The organism is Nocardiopsis aegyptia (genome assembly GCF_013410755.1).
Classification (GTDB): Bacteria; Actinomycetota; Actinomycetes; order Streptosporangiales; family Streptosporangiaceae; genus Nocardiopsis; species Nocardiopsis aegyptia.
This window is the reverse complement of the sequence record NZ_JACCFS010000001.1, coordinates 5,169,792-5,183,812: the sequence shown is the minus strand read 5'-3', so window position 1 is coordinate 5,183,812 and position 14,021 is coordinate 5,169,792. Positions and strand designations below refer to the sequence as shown.

Sequence of the window (14,021 nt, the reverse complement as noted above, 5' to 3'; positions counted from 1 at the left end):
AAGATGAATGATCATTCAAATCGGACGTGGGAGCCGTGGCCGCATGTGGCGCGTCCCCCCTCCCGGCGGCACGACCCACTCCCCCGGCACGGCCCGCCCCGCTCAGGCGTCGGGGTGCTCGCGCAGCATCCGCAGCACCGCCCGCTCCACGCGCCCCCGGGTCGCGGGCTCGCCCGGGGCGGCCTCGCACCCCAGCGCCGAAAGCGACGCGGAGACCGTCACACCGCGCTCGTGCAGGCGAAAGACCCGCGGATCGATGTAGGAGTCCCGCGCCACCGCCTCGGAGTTGCCGAGGTGGGCGGCCACCTCACGGGTCACGTGCGCCACCAGCCGGGCGCGCGCCGCCGCGTCCCCGACCTCCCCTGCCACCGCCACCCCGATCGCCGCCAGCACCGTGGCGTGCCAGGTACGGAACTCCTTGACCGTGTGGTCCGCCCCGGCGACCTCGCTCAGATAGGCGTTGAGGTCCTCGCTGCGCACCTCGCGCCACTGTTCGCCGTCCCGGTAGGCGAACAGGCCCTGCCCCGGCGAGCGCACGCGCTGCAGTCCCGCCACCGCGCGGTGCACACCCGGCTCCGCACAGACGAACCGCCAGATCCGCCCGGACTTGCCCGGGAACTCGACCACCACCGTCCCGCGCGTGCGGCGCACGTGCTCGCGCAGCAGGCTGGCCGCCCCGTAGGAATCGTTGCGGGCCGCGTAGGCCTCGCCGCCCGCCCTGAGCAGGCCCAGGTCGACCAGCCGCAGCGCCGTGGCCAGGACGCGCTCACGGTCGAGCCCGCGCCGGTCCAGGTGCCCGGCGACCGCCGCCCTGATCCGGGGCAGGCGCTCGGCGAAGGCCAGGACGTCCTCGAACTTCTCCCTGTCGCGCCGCCGGCGCCACTCCGGGTGGTACACGTACTGGAGGCGGCCCTCGTCATCCGTGCCGCGGGCCTGGATGTGGCCCTCGCGCACGGGACAGATCCACACCTGCCGCCAGGCGGGGGGAACGGCCAGGTCGCGGATCCGCCCGAGTTCCTCCGGATCGGTGACGGGCGCTCCGTCGGGGCCGTAGTAGCGGAACCCCCGGCCCCGCCGGACCCGGGTGATCCCCGCGGCGTCGGGGTCGCTGCGGCGCATCGTGCAGCCCCCCTAGCCCGTGGCCGACGGGCGCCGTCGGGGCCTCGCGCGGCGGGACGGGCCTGCCCCGGACATGTCCTAGCGGCCCTCCTCGGTCCGTTCGTGGACGGCCTGCTCCTCCGCGCTGTGGGCGGCCCTGCGCTCGTCCCCGCCCTGACCGGCGGCCTCCTCCTCGCTCGGCGCGGCACTGCCCCCGGCCTCGGGCCGGTCGGGCACCTCCTGTTCCAGCGCGTCGTCCAGCGACCGCCCGCCCTCGGAGGCGTACACGTCCGCCGTCCCTCCCATGGGGGCCGGACCCTCGCGGTCGGTCGGCAGCGCGGCGTCCTCGGTGGCGTCCTCCTGGGCGGGCAGCCCCGCCTCCTCCCAGTCGGCCTCGTCCGGGTTGATCGGGTCCTGCGGCCTCTCCGGCGTGTTCTCGCTCATGGACTCCCCCCTCGGGTCCGGTTCCGTCGGTGTGCTCGGCGGGGCGCGGTCAGGGGCGGAAGAGCACCTTGACCGCGCCCTCCTCCTTCTTCTGGAACATCGCGTAGGCGTGTGCGGCCTCGTCCAGGGACAGGTGGTGGGTGGCGAAGTCCTCGACGCCGAGCGGGTCGCCCCCCTCCAGCAGCGGCTGGATCTCCGGCGCCCAGTGCCGCACGTTCGCCTGGCCCATGCGCACCTGGATCTGCTTGTCGAAGAGCGTCATCATCGGCAGCGGGTCGGCCATACCGCCGTACACGCCCACGACCGAGATCGTCCCTCCGCGCCGGACCAGGTCGACGGCCGTGTACAGCGCGGAGAGGCGGTCCACCCCCGCGCTCTCCATCAGCGAGGCGGCCGCGCCCTTGGGCAGCATCGACACGACCTTCTGTACCAGGCGCACCGGACCGTGCCCGTCCGCCTCCATGCCGACGGCGTCGATGACCGCGTCTGGTCCGCGCCCGCCGGTGCGCTCGCGGATCTCCGCCACCGGGTCCTGCCCGGGATCGAACACCTGCGCTCCCCTGGCCTGGGCGCGCCCGCGCCGCTCGGGGACCGGGTCGATGCCGAAGACCGGGCCCGCGCCCAGGTGGCGCGCGACCCGGCAGCACATGTCGCCGATCGGCCCGAGCCCCAGCACGGCGACGGATCCGCCCTCGGGCACGTCGGCGTACCGCACCGCCTGCCAGGCGGTGGGCAGCACGTCGGAGAGGTAGACGTACCTGTCGTCGGTCCCCTGCGCGGGCACCTTCAGGACGTTGGCCTCCGCGCGGGGCACGCGCAGGTACTCGGCCTGGGCGCCGGGGACCGACCCGTACAGGGAGCTGTAGCCGTAGATCCGCGCCCCCGTGCCCTGCTCCTCGACCCGGGTGGTCTCGCACTGGGTCTGCAGTCCCGCCGCGCACATGGCGCACCGGGCGCAGGAGATCTGGAAGGGGACCACCACCCGGTCCCCGCGCCGGAGCGAGGTGACGTCGGCCCCGGTCTCCTCGACCACCCCCATGGGTTCGTGCCCCAGGATGTCGCCCTCGTGCATGAAGGGCCCGAGGAGCTCGTACAAGTGCAGGTCCGACCCGCACAGGCCCGAGCTCGTGACGCGCAGCAGCACGTCGTCGGGCCGTTCGACGCGCGGGTCGGGCACCTGCTCGGTCCGCACGTCGGCGGTCCCGTGCCACACCACCGCCTTCATGGTCCCCCCTCACCGACTCGGCCGGCGGGCCCCGGCACCCGCCGCGCCGGGCCCCGTGCGGCGGGGCGCCGAGCGGGCGCGGGCGCCCGTGCGCCCCCACTACCCGGATGCGGTCGCGCGAACACATGGCGCCTGTGCGGCTCAGGCGGGCCGGGCCTCCCCGCGCACGTGGGAGGAGACGGGCGTCCGGGCGCGGGGGAAGAGGAAGCGTTCGACGGGGTCCAGGGCGAACCCGGCCGCCTCGATCGCGGCCAGTGTGTCCCGCCCGCTGTGGCAGCCGCCGAGCAGGCGCGGCCCGATGGTGGCGTCCAGGAGTCGCTGGACCCGCCGCGCGCCCGGGGTGGCGGCCCGCACGTGTTCGAGGAAGCACAGCCGCCCGCCGGGCCGCAGCACCCGGCGGACCTCGCGCAGCGCGCGGTCCTGGTCGGGGACCGAGCAGAGCACGAGTGTGGCCACCACCGCGTCGACCGAGGCGTCGGGCAGGGGCAGGGCCTCGGCGAGCCCGTCGACGACCGTGATCGGGATCCCGGCCCGCGCGGCCCCCTCCCGGGCGGCCCGTCGCAGGTAGGGCTCGGGCTCGACCGCCGTCACCGAGGAGACCGTCCGGGGGTAGTCCGGGAAGGCCACCGGGCGTGGTCGCACGGTCGCGGCGCCCCGCCCCGCACCCGCGCCCGGCGTGCTCTGGCACAATCGCCGAGGGCCGCGGACGACGGGTGAACAGCACTGGAGGGGACGCCGAGCATGGAGGCACACGTGGCGCGCGAGGACCGGTACGAGTCACTGGAGTACCGGGCGTGCGGCAGGAGCGGGCTGCGGCTTCCGCGCCTGTCGCTGGGACTGTGGCAGAACTTCGGCGACGACCGGAGCCTGGAGGGACAGCGCGCGATCCTGCGCCGCGCCTTCGACCTCGGCGTCTTCCACTTCGACCTGGCCAACAACTACGGACCGCCCAAGGGCTCGGCCGAGACCAACTTCGGCCGGATCCTGGACCTGGACCTGCGCCCCTACCGCGACGAGATGGTCATCACCACCAAGGCCGGCTGGGTCATGGGCCCGGGCCCCCACCAGCAGGGCGGCTCGCGCAAGTACCTGCTGTCCTCGCTCGACCGCTCCCTGGCGCGCATGGGCCTGGACTACGTCGACGTCTTCTACAGCCACCGTCCCGACCCCGACACCCCGCTGGAGGAGACCATGCTGGCCCTGCACCACGCCGTGGTGTCCGGCCGGGCCCTGTACGCCGGGATCTCCTCCTACGCCCCCGAGGCGACCCGCCGGGCGGCGGCGATCATGCGCGACCTGGGCACGCCCCTGGTCGTCCACCAGCCCTCGTACTCCATGCTCAACCGCTGGGTCGAGGACGGCCTGCTGGCGGCCGCGGCCGAGGAGGGGATGGGCGTGGTCGCCTTCTCCCCCCTGGCCCAGGGCCTGCTGACCTCCCGCTACCTGGACGGTTCCGTGCCCAGCGACTCCCGCGCCGGCGTGGGACGGCCCAGCTGGCGGGAGAACATGCTCTCCGAGGACGTCCTGGAACGAGTCCGCGCCCTCGACGCGATCGCCGCCGAACGCGGCCAGACCCTCGCGCAGATGGCGATCGCGTGGGTGCTGCGCGACCAGGGGCCGCGCACGGTCACCACGGCGCTGATCGGTGCCTCCAGCGTCCGGCAACTGGAAGAGAACCTGGCGGCGGTGGAGGCGCCGGACTTCACCGAGGAGGAGTTGCGCGCCATCGACCGGTGGGCGGTCGATTCCGACGTCAACATCTGGTGGGGCGCGACGGCCTCGACACAGTAGGCTCACGGTCGGCGGACAGGACAGGCACCGCACACGCGATTCGGGAGGATCCGATGGACCTCGGACTGCACGTCGCCGACTTCACCTGGACCGGGGGCACCCCCGAACTCGCACCCGCCCTCGTCCGCGCGGTGCGCGGGGCCGAGGACGCGGGGCTGGCCCGCGTCACCGTCATGGACCACTTCTGGCAGCTCGGCGGTGCCTTCGGACCGGTGGAGAACGCGATGCCGGAGGCCTACACCACCCTGGGGTTCCTGGCCGCGCACACCAGCCGGGTCCTGCTGCACACCCTGGTGACGGGTGTGGTCCACCGCGACCCCGGGGTGCTGGCCAAGCAGGTCACCACGCTCGACGTGCTCTCCGGCGGCCGGGCGGGGCTCGGCATCGGCGCGGCGTGGTTCGAGGCCGAGGCCCGCGGGCTGGGCATCCGCTTCCCGTCCACGGCCGAGCGCTTCGAGCGTCTGGAGGAGACGCTGCGCATCACCCTGCAGATGTGGAGCGAGAGCGAGGAGCCCTTCGAGGGCGAGCACTACCGGCTCGAACGCACCCTCGACTCGCCCCGGCCGCTCAGCGCCCCCCGCCCGTACCTGATGATCGGCGGGTCGGGGGAGCGCAGGACGCTGCGCCTGGTCGCCCGGTACGCCGACGCCTGCAACATCTTCACCGGACCCGAGGCCGGGCACAAGCTGCGGGTGCTGCGGCGGCACTGCGACGAGGTCGGCCGCGACTACGAGAGCGTGGAGAAGACCACGACGCTCGCCGTGGAGCACGGCACCACCGCCCACGCCCTGGTCCGGCGGCTGCTCGACCTGCGCGCCACCGGGTTCACCGTCGTCTACGTCTACGGCCGGGGCTTCTCCGACCCCGAGGAGCTCGTCGCCCTGCTGGGCTCGGCGGTCCCCGAGGTCGCCGGGGCCTGACCGGCACCGGCCACGCCGCCACGCCCGCGGGGCCGCCGCACCATCGGCCCCGACCCCCGTGGCCGGCGGCGAAGGCGGCCGCCCCGGGCCCAAGGTCGCACGGGGCCGGGACCATCGTCGCGTGTGGACGGCCCAACGACTTCTCGCCGGGCTCCCCACCGGAGGCGAGCCTGGTCACGAGGGGGTTCGGCACGCATCCGTGGTCACCGGACCGCCCCTTCGTACGGTCGGGGATGAGAACGATGGTCGACGCACACGGCAACGGGCACAGCACGGGCGATCTCGGCCGCCGGGCGGCGCTGCGCCGCGTGGAGATCGGGCTCAGCCGCGAGGAGGTCGCCGAACGCGCCGGCATGGCGCCCGGCTACGTGGCCTATGTGGAGGAGTACACCCCCCTGCTCACCCACAGTGCGATGTACCGCCTCGCCCAAGCCCTGCGCACCACGCCCGACCAGCTGCTGGGCGCCGCCGACGAGGCGACGCCGGAACAGGCGGCGCCGCCCGGGACGCGCACGCTCGTGGTCGCCCTGACCCGCCACGAGTGCATGGCCCTGATCGAGCACGGCGGAGTGGGACGCGTCGCCTTCGTCGATCCCGAGGGCCGCGTTCCCCTCGTGCAGCCCGTCCACTACGCCCTCATCGGCTCGGACGTGTGCTTCCGTGCGTCCGCCGTGGGCGCGCTCGCGCGTGCCCTGACCCACGACGGCGGCGCGCACGACGTCGGCTTCCAGGCGGACCGGCTCGTCGGCACACCGTGGAAGGGGTGGACCGTCCTGGTCACGGGACCGGCCACCCTCATCAGGGACTCCCGCGAGGCGCACGCCGCGCACGCCGCCGCACCGGTGTGCCCGTGGAGCGCGGGCGAACGCGAGATCTGCGTCCGGATCGTGCCCGCCGAGGTGAGCGGGCACCGCGTGAGCGCGCTCCGCCCGTCGGTCTGGGACGCGTCGCCCGAGCCGCGCGCCGGTCTCCGCCTCGCCGCGGCCGGCGGCGAGGCGGGACACGGGTGAGCCGATCAACCGTCCTTGGAGCCGTAGGCGGCCAGGAACACCCGGACGCCCTCGGCGGCGTGGCGGCGCAGTTCCGCCTCGTCCGGGATCGCGTCGTCCCCCAGCAGCATGGCGTCGTTGACCGGCGCGGACATCACGAGCCAGTTGAAGTGCGCGGCGGCCGTGTCCGGGTCGGCCACCGCGAGCAGGCCCCGGTCGGACAAGCGGGCGAAGAGCGCGGCCATCGCCGCCATCGCGCGTCGCGGGCCGCCGTCGTAGAGCGCGCGGGCCAGGTCGGGGAACCGGCCGACCTCGCCGATCACCAGCCTCCGCAGCCGCATCAGCTCGGGTGTGAGGACGACCGTGAGCTGGCGCAGGGCGTACTCGCCCAGGAAGGGGGCCAGGTCCTCGGCGCGCTCGGGTTCGGGGATCCGCTGGTGCACGGCGTCGCCCGCCTCGGCGGTCATGGTCTGCACGATCTCGACGAAGAGGGCCTCCTTGCTGCCGAAGTGCTTGTAGACGGTCTGCTTCGAGGCCCCGGACAGCGCGGCGATCTCGTCCATGTTGGTGCCGAGGTAGCCGCGGTCGAGGAAGACCCCCTGGGCGGCCGTCAGGATCTCCCGGCGCTTGCGCGCCGAGCGGGTCGTCCCTGCGGCCTGGTCCGGCACGTTCACACTCACTCCTTCGGGTGTCGGTCGCCCATACTTGACCCATTGGTACTGGACGGTCTAGTTTGACACAAGAAGAGTACTGGACGGTCCAGTTCCGTTCTGGGCCGCGGCCACCACCCGAGGAGTCCGCCATGCGCGTCAAGTTCGCCGAACTGCCCGTCGTCGACCAGGACCGTGCCATCGCCTTCTACACCCGCGCCCTGGGCTGCACCGTCGCGGCCGACGCCCCCATGGGCGACGACGGATGGCGCTGGGTCGAACTCGCCTTCCCCGGCGCCGAGACCCACCTGCACTTCCTGCGGCGCGAGAACGACGAGCCCTCCGACGACCCCGTCCTGGTGCTCGTCGACGCCGACGTCCCCGGCGCGGTCAAGGGCCTGCGCGACCACGACGTGGAGATCGTGAGCGAGCCCCAGGACGCGCCGTGGGCCCCCGGCACCACCTTCGCCGAGTTCCGCGACAGCGAGGGCAACCGCATGGTGATCACCGACCGCTGACGCGCGACCACCGGCCGCCCGCGGCGGCGCGGCCCATGAGGAGCACCCCATGCACCAGCCCGAGACCGGAGTCCTCGAGGTCCCCGGCGCCCGCATCCACTACGAGGTCCGCGGAAGCGGCCCCCTACTGCTGATGATCCCCGGCGGACCGCAGGACGCCGGAGTCCTGGCCGCACCCGCCCGCCTGCTGTCCCACCGCTACACCACCGTCGCCTACGATCCGCGCGGCAACTCCCGCAGCGCCCTGGACGGAGAGCCCGGGGACCAGGACGTCGAACTCCACGCCGAGGACGCCGCGCGGCTGGTGGCCGAACTCGGCGGCGGCCCCGCGCGGGTGTTCGGCACCAGCGGCGGGGCGCAGATCGGCCTGGCGCTCGCCGCCCTGCGCCCCGACCTCGTGCACACGGTCGTCGCGCACGAGCCGCCGTGCCTCATGCTGCTGGAGGATCCCTCCCACGCCCTGGCCCAGGACCAGGAGGTCTACGACACCTACGTCCGCGACGGCGTGGAGGCCGCGATCGCCCGCTTCCTGGGCATGCACGGCCTGGACTCCGACGACCCGCACCACCCGCAGGCCCCGGACGGCGCCGAGGCCCCGCGGGACTCCGCGGGTTCCCAGGGCAACGGCCGGGACGTCGACGGCACCGGGGCCGCCGCGACCTTCGCCCGGGTCAGCGGCAACTTCGACTACTTCTTCGGCCACGGCCTGCGCCCGCTCTCCCGCTACGTCCCGGACACCGCCGCCCTGGCCACGGGCGCACCGCGCGTGGTGGTCGCACTGGGCCGGGAGTCGGTCGGACAGACCATCCACGGCATCGGTCTTGCCCTGGCCGCGGCACTGGCCACCGACCCCGCGGACTTCCCCGGCGACCACGGGGGGTTCGAGTCCCACCCCGAGGACTTCGCCCTCGCCCTGGAGCGGGCCCTGGGCGACTGAACGCGCCCGGTCCGGCCCGGACGCCCCGCACGGCCCCTGGTCCGGGGTGCTCGGGAACGCGTCTAACGTGGAGGTGGATTCACGACCACACAAGGAGGCCCGCCGTGCCGGAGGCGCACCACATGCGGATCGGCGAGGTCGCCGAGCGCACGGGACTCTCGCTCCGCACGATCCGGTACTACGGCGAGGTCGCCCTGGTGGAGCCCTCCGCGCGCTCGCGCGGCGGCTTCCGCCTGTACACCGAGTCCGACGTGGACCGGCTCCAGCTCATCAAGCGGATGAAGCCCCTCGGGTTCAGCCTGGAGGAGACCCGCGAACTGCTGGAGAGCGTCGACCGGCTCGGCTCGCCCACCACCGGCGAGGACGAGCGCGCCGCGCTGAGCGAGCGGTTGGACGCCGTCGAGGCCGACCTCGCCGAGCGCTGTTCGGCCCTGCGCCGTCAGTTGGAGATGGCCGAGGAGTTCGCTGAGCGGCTGCGCCGACAGCGCGCGCACCAGGCCGCGGGCTGAGGCCGACGGCGCCGCGCACGGCCGACCGGCCGGGCGCCCGCCTGGAGGAGGGGCGGGGCCCGGCCGGCGTTCAGGGGTGACGTACTTCGGGCGAACGTGCCTCAGCCGAAGTCGACGTCACTGCACAGGTAGTAGTTCTGGTCCATGTGGGACGCCTTCCACACGGTGAACACGACGTGGTGTCCGGTCCGACCGGTGGTGCTGACGTCGATGTAGATGTCGTTGGCGGGCGCGTGGTACCCGGGCGTCTCGACCAGCTCCAGGTCGTCCCAGCCCAGCGGCTCCGTGGCGGGGTCGAAGCCCTCCTCGGTGACGTACACGAGGAAGTAGTCGGCGCCGTGCGAGGCCTGGTCGTACAGGTGGAGCGTGAAGTCGTCGTCCACCGGCGTGGTCTGCCAGGGGCCGACGGCGTCCAGCGAGTCGTAGCGGCCGCCCTCGGTGTTGCCACCGCTGCACAGGGTGCCGTCGGGCACGTGGCCCTGGTGGTCGCCACCGACTCCGTTGCGGTAGAGCCCGTTCCAGTTCCACATGGCGTTGGGGTTGTCCTCCCACGCCTGCGCGCACATGGGGTCTTCCTGCTCCATGTCCGGGTTGAGATGGTCGTCGCCCCAGCGCTCCCAGCAGCCGTAGTTGCGGCTCGCCGGGTCGACGATCGAGCCGTGCGCCGACGCCGGCGCGGCCAGGGCGGTGAGTCCGAGCAGGGGCACCGAGGCCAGGACGAGCGCGCGGCCCGCCCAACGGGTGTGTCCTGCCGTGTCCTTCTTGGTGTGCATCACGTTCTCCAAACGTCTCGGCTTGTGACAGCCGAGCCGAGTGGGAGCGCTCCCGAAGCCGTAGTTACCCGCGTCACACCCACCCAAACCAGAGAGTTGGCCCACCTCTCGCCACCCCCGCCGGCGGGACCGGCCCGGGCGGCCCTCGGGACTCCGGACCCCGGCTCGTCCGGCGGCGGATCGACCAATCCGAAGAACGCGCAATTTCCCGGTTGACCTGGGAGTAAAGTGCTCGCGGATGGCGATGTGGGACACCGGCGGCGACACGAGTTCGTGATTTAGTATTTACACCCAACAAACCGGGCGTTACTGTTCTGTGAGCGCTTCGGGCCGCCGGCCCCCTCATGCCCGGCCCGACTGACACTGCGGTGTCCACTGCCCCCACATCCCCTACACCCCCCGCTGACCGCCGATTGGGAGCGCTCCCACCTGCCTTTTCCTTTCGGCTCCGCTCAGACGCGGGCATTCTTTCTCATTCACCATTCAGCACCTTCCCCTGCCCCATCCCCGAGACAACTCCATAAGCCACTCTGACCGCTCCTCCTGACCCCCCTTCAACAGGAAGTAGAAGAGATGAGCACGATCCCGCGCGCCGCGGATCCCCGTGCGCGGACACGACGCGGCCTCGCCGTCGCGTCCGCCCTTGTCCTCGGCACAAGCCTCGCCGTCGCCACACCCACCGCCGCCAACGCGGCCACCGGTTGTGAGGTCGACTACCAGGTCAACGACTGGGGTTCCGGTTTCACCGCCTCCGTGGAGATCACCAACCTGGGCGACGCCGTCAACGGCTGGACCCTGGGCTGGGAGTACGGCGGCAACCAGCAGATCACCAATATCTGGAACGGTAGCCACACGCAGAGCGGCCAGACCGTGGAGGTCACCGACGGCGGGCACAACGCCTCGATCGCCACGGACGGCACCGTCTCCTTCGGCTTCAACGCCTCCTACTCCGGCAGCAACGACGCCCCCACCGAGTTCACGCTCAACGGCGTCGTGTGCGAGGGCTCCGTCGATCCAGGGCCGGACCCGGACCCCGACCCGGACCCCGACCCGGACCCGGACGGCCGCGTCGACAACCCCTACGTGGGCGCCGACGTCTACAACAACCCCATCTGGGCCGAGAACGCCCGCTCCGAGCCCGGCGGCGACGCCATCGCCGACCAGCCCACCGGCGTGTGGATGGACCGCATCGGCGCCATCGAGGGCAACGACAGCCCCACCACCGGCGACATGGGCCTGCGCGACCACCTCGACGAGGCCGTGGAGCAGGCCGGCGGGGACCCCTTCGTCTTCCAGGTCGTGATCTACAACCTGCCCGGCCGCGACTGCGCGGCGCTGGCCTCCAACGGTGAGCTCGGGCCGGACGAGATCGACCGGTACAAGAACGAGTACATCGACCCGATCGCGGAGATCCTCGCCGACCCGGCCTACGCCGACCTGCGGATCGTCACCACGATCGAGATCGACTCGCTGCCCAACCTGGTCACCAACGTCTCCCCGCGCGAGACCGCCACGCCCGAGTGCGACGAGATGCTCGCCAACGGCAACTACGTCGAGGGCGTGGGCTACGCGCTGAGCGAGCTCGGCGCGATCGACAACGTCTACAACTACATCGACGCCGGCCACCACGGCTGGATCGGCTGGGAGGACAACCTCTCCGCCTCCGCCGAGATCTTCGCCGAGGCCGCCAACACCGCCGGGGCCACCCCCGAGGACGTGCACGGCTTCATCGCCAACACCGCCAACTACTCCGCACTGCGGGAGGAGAACTTCGCGATCGGCGAGACCATCGCCGGCACCCCGGTGCGGCAGTCGGACTGGGTCAGCTGGAACCAGTACGTCGACGAGCTGACCTTCGCCCAGGGCCTGCGCGAGATGATGATCTCCGACCACGGGTTCGACCCGAACCTCGGCATGCTCATCGACACCTCACGCAACGGCTGGGGCGGCCCCGACCGGCCCACAGGTCCCGGCCCGGAGACCGACGTGAACGCCTACGTGGACGGCGGCCGCTACGACCGCCGGTTCAACACCGGAAACTGGTGCAACCAGTCCGGTGCCGGACTGGGTGAGCGGCCCACCACCGCGCCCGAGCCCGGGATCGACGCCTACGTGTGGATGAAGCCCCCGGGCGAGTCGGACGGCTCCAGCGAGCCGATCGACAACGACGAGGGCAAGGGGTTCGACCGGATGTGCGACCCCACCTACGAGGGCAACCCCCGCAACAACGACAACATGAGCGGCGCCCTGCCCGACGCCCCCATCGCCGGCCACTGGTTCTCCGCACAGTTCCAGGAGCTGCTCGCCAACGCCCACCCGCCGGTGCAGTGACCACCTGACCGACCTCCTACCCCCGGTGGCCGCACCGGGACAGGGCGCCCGTCCACCTCGCGTGGGCGGGCGCCCGCCCGTGGGCCCGGCCGCCGTGGGCCCCGGACCGGGGCACGGACCGGGGCACGGACCGGAGAGCACGGACCCGGGGCTCCGCCCCGACCGGACGGGGAGTATGACTGGTGTCCCCGGCCCCTACCGGCCGGTACAGCACCCCCCGATCCGGCAGGAGAGGCCCCATGACGGACCAGACCACCAGGACCGCGCTCGTGACGGGCGCGTCGTCGGGCATCGGCGCCGCCGTCGCCGCCGCCCTCGTACGCCGCGGCTACCGCGTGTACGGCACCAGCCGCGCACCCGAGGCGGTCGCCGAACCCGTGCCGGGCGTGGAGTACCTGGCTCTGGACCTGACCGACGAGACCTCGATCGTGGCCTGCGCGAAGGCCGCGGGCGCGGTGGACGTCCTGGTCAACAACGCCGGCGAGAGCCAGAGCGGCCCACTGGAGGAACTGCCGCCCGAGGCCGTCGAACGGCTCTTCCGGACCAACGTGTTCGGCGCGGTGCGCCTGACCCAGCTCCTGCTCCCGGGCATGCGCGCCCGCCGGTACGGCCGCGTGGTCATGGTCGGGTCCATGCTGGCCAGCTTCCCGCTCGCCTACCGGTCCTCCTACGTGGCGTCCAAGGCCGCGATGAAGGGGTTCGCCGACGCCCTGCGCCGCGAGGTCTCCCCCTACGGCGTCGGCGTGGCGACCGTGGAGCCGGGCTCGATCAACACCGGCATCAGCGAGCGCCGCACGGAGTACGTCCGGACGGACTCGCCGTTCGCCGCGGAGTACCGCACCATGCTCGCCGCGCTCAACGCCAACCAGGACAAGGGCATCCCGGCGGACACCGTGGCCGCCACCATCGTGCGCGCGATCGAGGCACGCCCGCCCAGGCCGCTGTACGCGGTGGGCAGCAATGCCCCGGTCGTGTTCGCGCTGCGCCGGCTCTTCCCCCGCTCGCTCATCCTGCGCATGGTCGCCCGCAGGCACGGCCTGTAGGGCGTGTGTGACGGATACTCGTCCTGCTGCGCGTCGCCCCAGTGGCACTATCACTGCGTTCTCATCAGTCGACAGGGGAACCAGCCGGGCCCCCGCTGTGCGACAACGGCGAAGCCGCACAGTAGGGGCAGTCCTTCTTCGGCCTTGTGAGAGCACCACTGGCTCCGCCGCTCGCGACGGACGGCATCCGTCACACACGCCCTAGCCGCCCCGCCGGGGCCGGGTTCCCCGGCCCTGTCGGTACGGTCGGGCAGGATGTGGGTGCGACCGACACCGACCGGGAGACGCCTTGAAGCAACAGGTCCACTTCGTCACGCTCGCCACCGCCGACCTGGACGCCGCCCGCGGCTTCTACCGGGACGGACTCGGATGGGAGCCCCACCTCGACGTCCCCGGGGAGATCATCTTCTTCCAGATCGCCCCGGGCCTACTGCTGGGCCTGTTCGACGCCGAGAAGTTCGACCGCGACCTGGGCGGCCACGCCGGCGTCACCGGCACGGCCGGGGCCGCCGGGGTGACGCTCGCGCACAACGTCGAGGACCGCGCGCAGGTGGCGGCCACCGTGCGCGCGATGGTCGACGCCGGCGCGAGCGTCCTCAAGGAACCACAGGAGGGCGAGTTCGGCGGCGTCTTCCACGCACACGTCAAGGACCCCAACGGGGTCGTGTGGGAGATCGCGCACAACCCCGGATGGCGGGTGGACGAGGACGGGAACGTCGTCCTCGCCTGACACCCGCGGGACCCGTCGGAACCCGGCCCGCGGGACCCGGACCCGAAGGAGCCGTACCGCCGC

General features: G+C 73.0%; 15 protein-coding genes. 9 read left to right on the top strand and 6 right to left on the bottom strand.

Features of this window, described 5'->3' with window-relative positions; translation table 11 throughout:
- Positions 1-102: 102 nt before the first annotated feature.
- From HNR10_RS23175 to HNR10_RS23160, 4 genes are all read right to left on the bottom strand, one after another.
- Positions 103-1,119: a DNA topoisomerase IB gene (locus HNR10_RS23175; protein WP_179826923.1), complete on the bottom strand. Its 1,017-nt coding sequence runs from the start codon at positions 1,117-1,119 to the stop codon at positions 103-105.
- A gap of 78 nt (positions 1,120-1,197) precedes the next feature.
- Entirely contained in the window at positions 1,198-1,542 is a 345-nt protein-coding gene (locus HNR10_RS23170) for a hypothetical protein (RefSeq protein WP_179826921.1), read from the bottom strand.
- Positions 1,543-1,591: 49 nt separating this feature from the next.
- Positions 1,592-2,767 (bottom strand): alcohol dehydrogenase catalytic domain-containing protein, encoded by a 1,176-nt coding sequence (locus tag HNR10_RS23165; RefSeq protein WP_179826919.1) that lies wholly within the window; start codon positions 2,765-2,767, stop codon positions 1,592-1,594.
- A gap of 141 nt (positions 2,768-2,908) precedes the next feature.
- Positions 2,909-3,520 carry a class I SAM-dependent methyltransferase gene (locus HNR10_RS23160; protein ID WP_179826917.1) on the bottom strand — a complete coding sequence of 204 codons (612 nt, stop codon included), beginning with the start codon at positions 3,518-3,520 and terminating at the stop codon, positions 2,909-2,911.
- On the opposite strand from HNR10_RS23160, the gene HNR10_RS23155 reads away from it, so the two are divergent.
- The 3 genes from HNR10_RS23155 (at position 3,509) to HNR10_RS23145 (ending at position 6,488) form a co-directional block, all read left to right on the top strand.
- Positions 3,509-4,558, top strand: coding sequence for an aldo/keto reductase (locus HNR10_RS23155; RefSeq protein ID WP_179826915.1), 1,050 nt, complete (start codon positions 3,509-3,511; stop codon positions 4,556-4,558). The genes HNR10_RS23160 and HNR10_RS23155 overlap by 12 nt on opposite strands.
- A gap of 53 nt (positions 4,559-4,611) precedes the next feature.
- Positions 4,612-5,478 (top strand): LLM class F420-dependent oxidoreductase, encoded by an 867-nt coding sequence (locus HNR10_RS23150; RefSeq protein ID WP_179826913.1) that lies wholly within the window; start codon positions 4,612-4,614, stop codon positions 5,476-5,478.
- 242 nt (positions 5,479-5,720) lie between these two features.
- The gene (locus tag HNR10_RS23145; protein ID WP_179826911.1) at positions 5,721-6,488 is read left to right on the top strand and encodes a helix-turn-helix domain-containing protein; all 768 of its coding nucleotides are present in this window, start codon (positions 5,721-5,723) and stop codon (positions 6,486-6,488) included.
- 5 nt (positions 6,489-6,493) lie between these two features.
- On the opposite strand, the gene HNR10_RS23140 is transcribed toward HNR10_RS23145, so the two are convergent.
- On the bottom strand, positions 6,494-7,141 hold the full coding sequence (locus tag HNR10_RS23140; RefSeq protein ID WP_179826909.1) for a TetR/AcrR family transcriptional regulator: 648 nt from the start codon (positions 7,139-7,141) through the stop codon (positions 6,494-6,496).
- A 128-nt stretch (positions 7,142-7,269) separates the two neighbouring features.
- Here HNR10_RS23140 and HNR10_RS23135 point away from each other — a divergent pair, with 128 nt between their 5' ends.
- The 3 genes from HNR10_RS23135 (at position 7,270) to HNR10_RS23125 (ending at position 9,081) form a co-directional block, all read left to right on the top strand.
- On the top strand, positions 7,270-7,635 hold the full coding sequence (locus HNR10_RS23135; RefSeq protein WP_179826907.1) for a VOC family protein: 366 nt from the start codon (positions 7,270-7,272) through the stop codon (positions 7,633-7,635).
- A gap of 49 nt (positions 7,636-7,684) precedes the next feature.
- Complete coding sequence (locus tag HNR10_RS23130) at positions 7,685-8,572, top strand: alpha/beta fold hydrolase (protein ID WP_179826905.1); 888 nt, start codon at positions 7,685-7,687, stop codon at positions 8,570-8,572.
- Positions 8,573-8,676: 104 nt separating this feature from the next.
- Positions 8,677-9,081 (top strand): MerR family transcriptional regulator, encoded by a 405-nt coding sequence (locus tag HNR10_RS23125; RefSeq protein ID WP_179826903.1) that lies wholly within the window; start codon positions 8,677-8,679, stop codon positions 9,079-9,081.
- A gap of 101 nt (positions 9,082-9,182) precedes the next feature.
- Here the strand turns inward: HNR10_RS23125 and HNR10_RS23120 are convergent, their stop codons facing one another.
- Entirely contained in the window at positions 9,183-9,854 is a 672-nt protein-coding gene (locus HNR10_RS23120) for a lytic polysaccharide monooxygenase auxiliary activity family 9 protein (RefSeq protein ID WP_179826900.1), read from the bottom strand.
- Between the two features lie 573 nt (positions 9,855-10,427).
- Between HNR10_RS23120 and HNR10_RS23115 the strand changes: the two genes are divergently transcribed.
- From HNR10_RS23115 to HNR10_RS23105, 3 genes are all read left to right on the top strand, one after another.
- The gene (locus HNR10_RS23115) at positions 10,428-12,185 is read left to right on the top strand and encodes a glycoside hydrolase family 6 protein (RefSeq protein ID WP_179826899.1); all 1,758 of its coding nucleotides are present in this window, start codon (positions 10,428-10,430) and stop codon (positions 12,183-12,185) included.
- A gap of 239 nt (positions 12,186-12,424) precedes the next feature.
- Positions 12,425-13,228, top strand: a complete 804-nt coding sequence (locus HNR10_RS23110) for an SDR family oxidoreductase (RefSeq protein ID WP_179826897.1) — start codon at positions 12,425-12,427, stop codon at positions 13,226-13,228.
- Between the two features lie 289 nt (positions 13,229-13,517).
- Entirely contained in the window at positions 13,518-13,958 is a 441-nt protein-coding gene (locus HNR10_RS23105) for a VOC family protein (RefSeq protein ID WP_179826896.1), read from the top strand.
- The last annotated feature ends 63 nt before the right edge of the window (positions 13,959-14,021 follow it).

Excerpts from the sequence above, each read along its gene's own strand:
- HNR10_RS23175 (WP_179826923.1), bottom strand. The coding sequence starts at position 1,119 with ATGCGCCGCAGCGACCCCGACGCCGCGGGGATCACCCGGGTCCGGCGG.
- HNR10_RS23165 (WP_179826919.1), bottom strand. The coding sequence starts at position 2,767 with ATGAAGGCGGTGGTGTGGCACGGGACCGCCGACGTGCGGACCGAGCAG.
- HNR10_RS23115 (WP_179826899.1), top strand. The coding sequence starts at position 10,428 with ATGAGCACGATCCCGCGCGCCGCGGATCCCCGTGCGCGGACACGACGC.
- HNR10_RS23150 (WP_179826913.1), top strand. The coding sequence starts at position 4,612 with ATGGACCTCGGACTGCACGTCGCCGACTTCACCTGGACCGGGGGCACC.
- HNR10_RS23145 (WP_179826911.1), top strand. The coding sequence starts at position 5,721 with ATGGTCGACGCACACGGCAACGGGCACAGCACGGGCGATCTCGGCCGC.
- HNR10_RS23155 (WP_179826915.1), top strand. The coding sequence starts at position 3,509 with ATGGAGGCACACGTGGCGCGCGAGGACCGGTACGAGTCACTGGAGTAC.
- HNR10_RS23130 (WP_179826905.1), top strand. The coding sequence starts at position 7,685 with ATGCACCAGCCCGAGACCGGAGTCCTCGAGGTCCCCGGCGCCCGCATC.
- HNR10_RS23170 (WP_179826921.1), bottom strand. The coding sequence starts at position 1,542 with ATGAGCGAGAACACGCCGGAGAGGCCGCAGGACCCGATCAACCCGGAC.
- HNR10_RS23120 (WP_179826900.1), bottom strand. The coding sequence starts at position 9,854 with ATGCACACCAAGAAGGACACGGCAGGACACACCCGTTGGGCGGGCCGC.
- HNR10_RS23110 (WP_179826897.1), top strand. The coding sequence starts at position 12,425 with ATGACGGACCAGACCACCAGGACCGCGCTCGTGACGGGCGCGTCGTCG.
- HNR10_RS23135 (WP_179826907.1), top strand. The coding sequence starts at position 7,270 with ATGCGCGTCAAGTTCGCCGAACTGCCCGTCGTCGACCAGGACCGTGCC.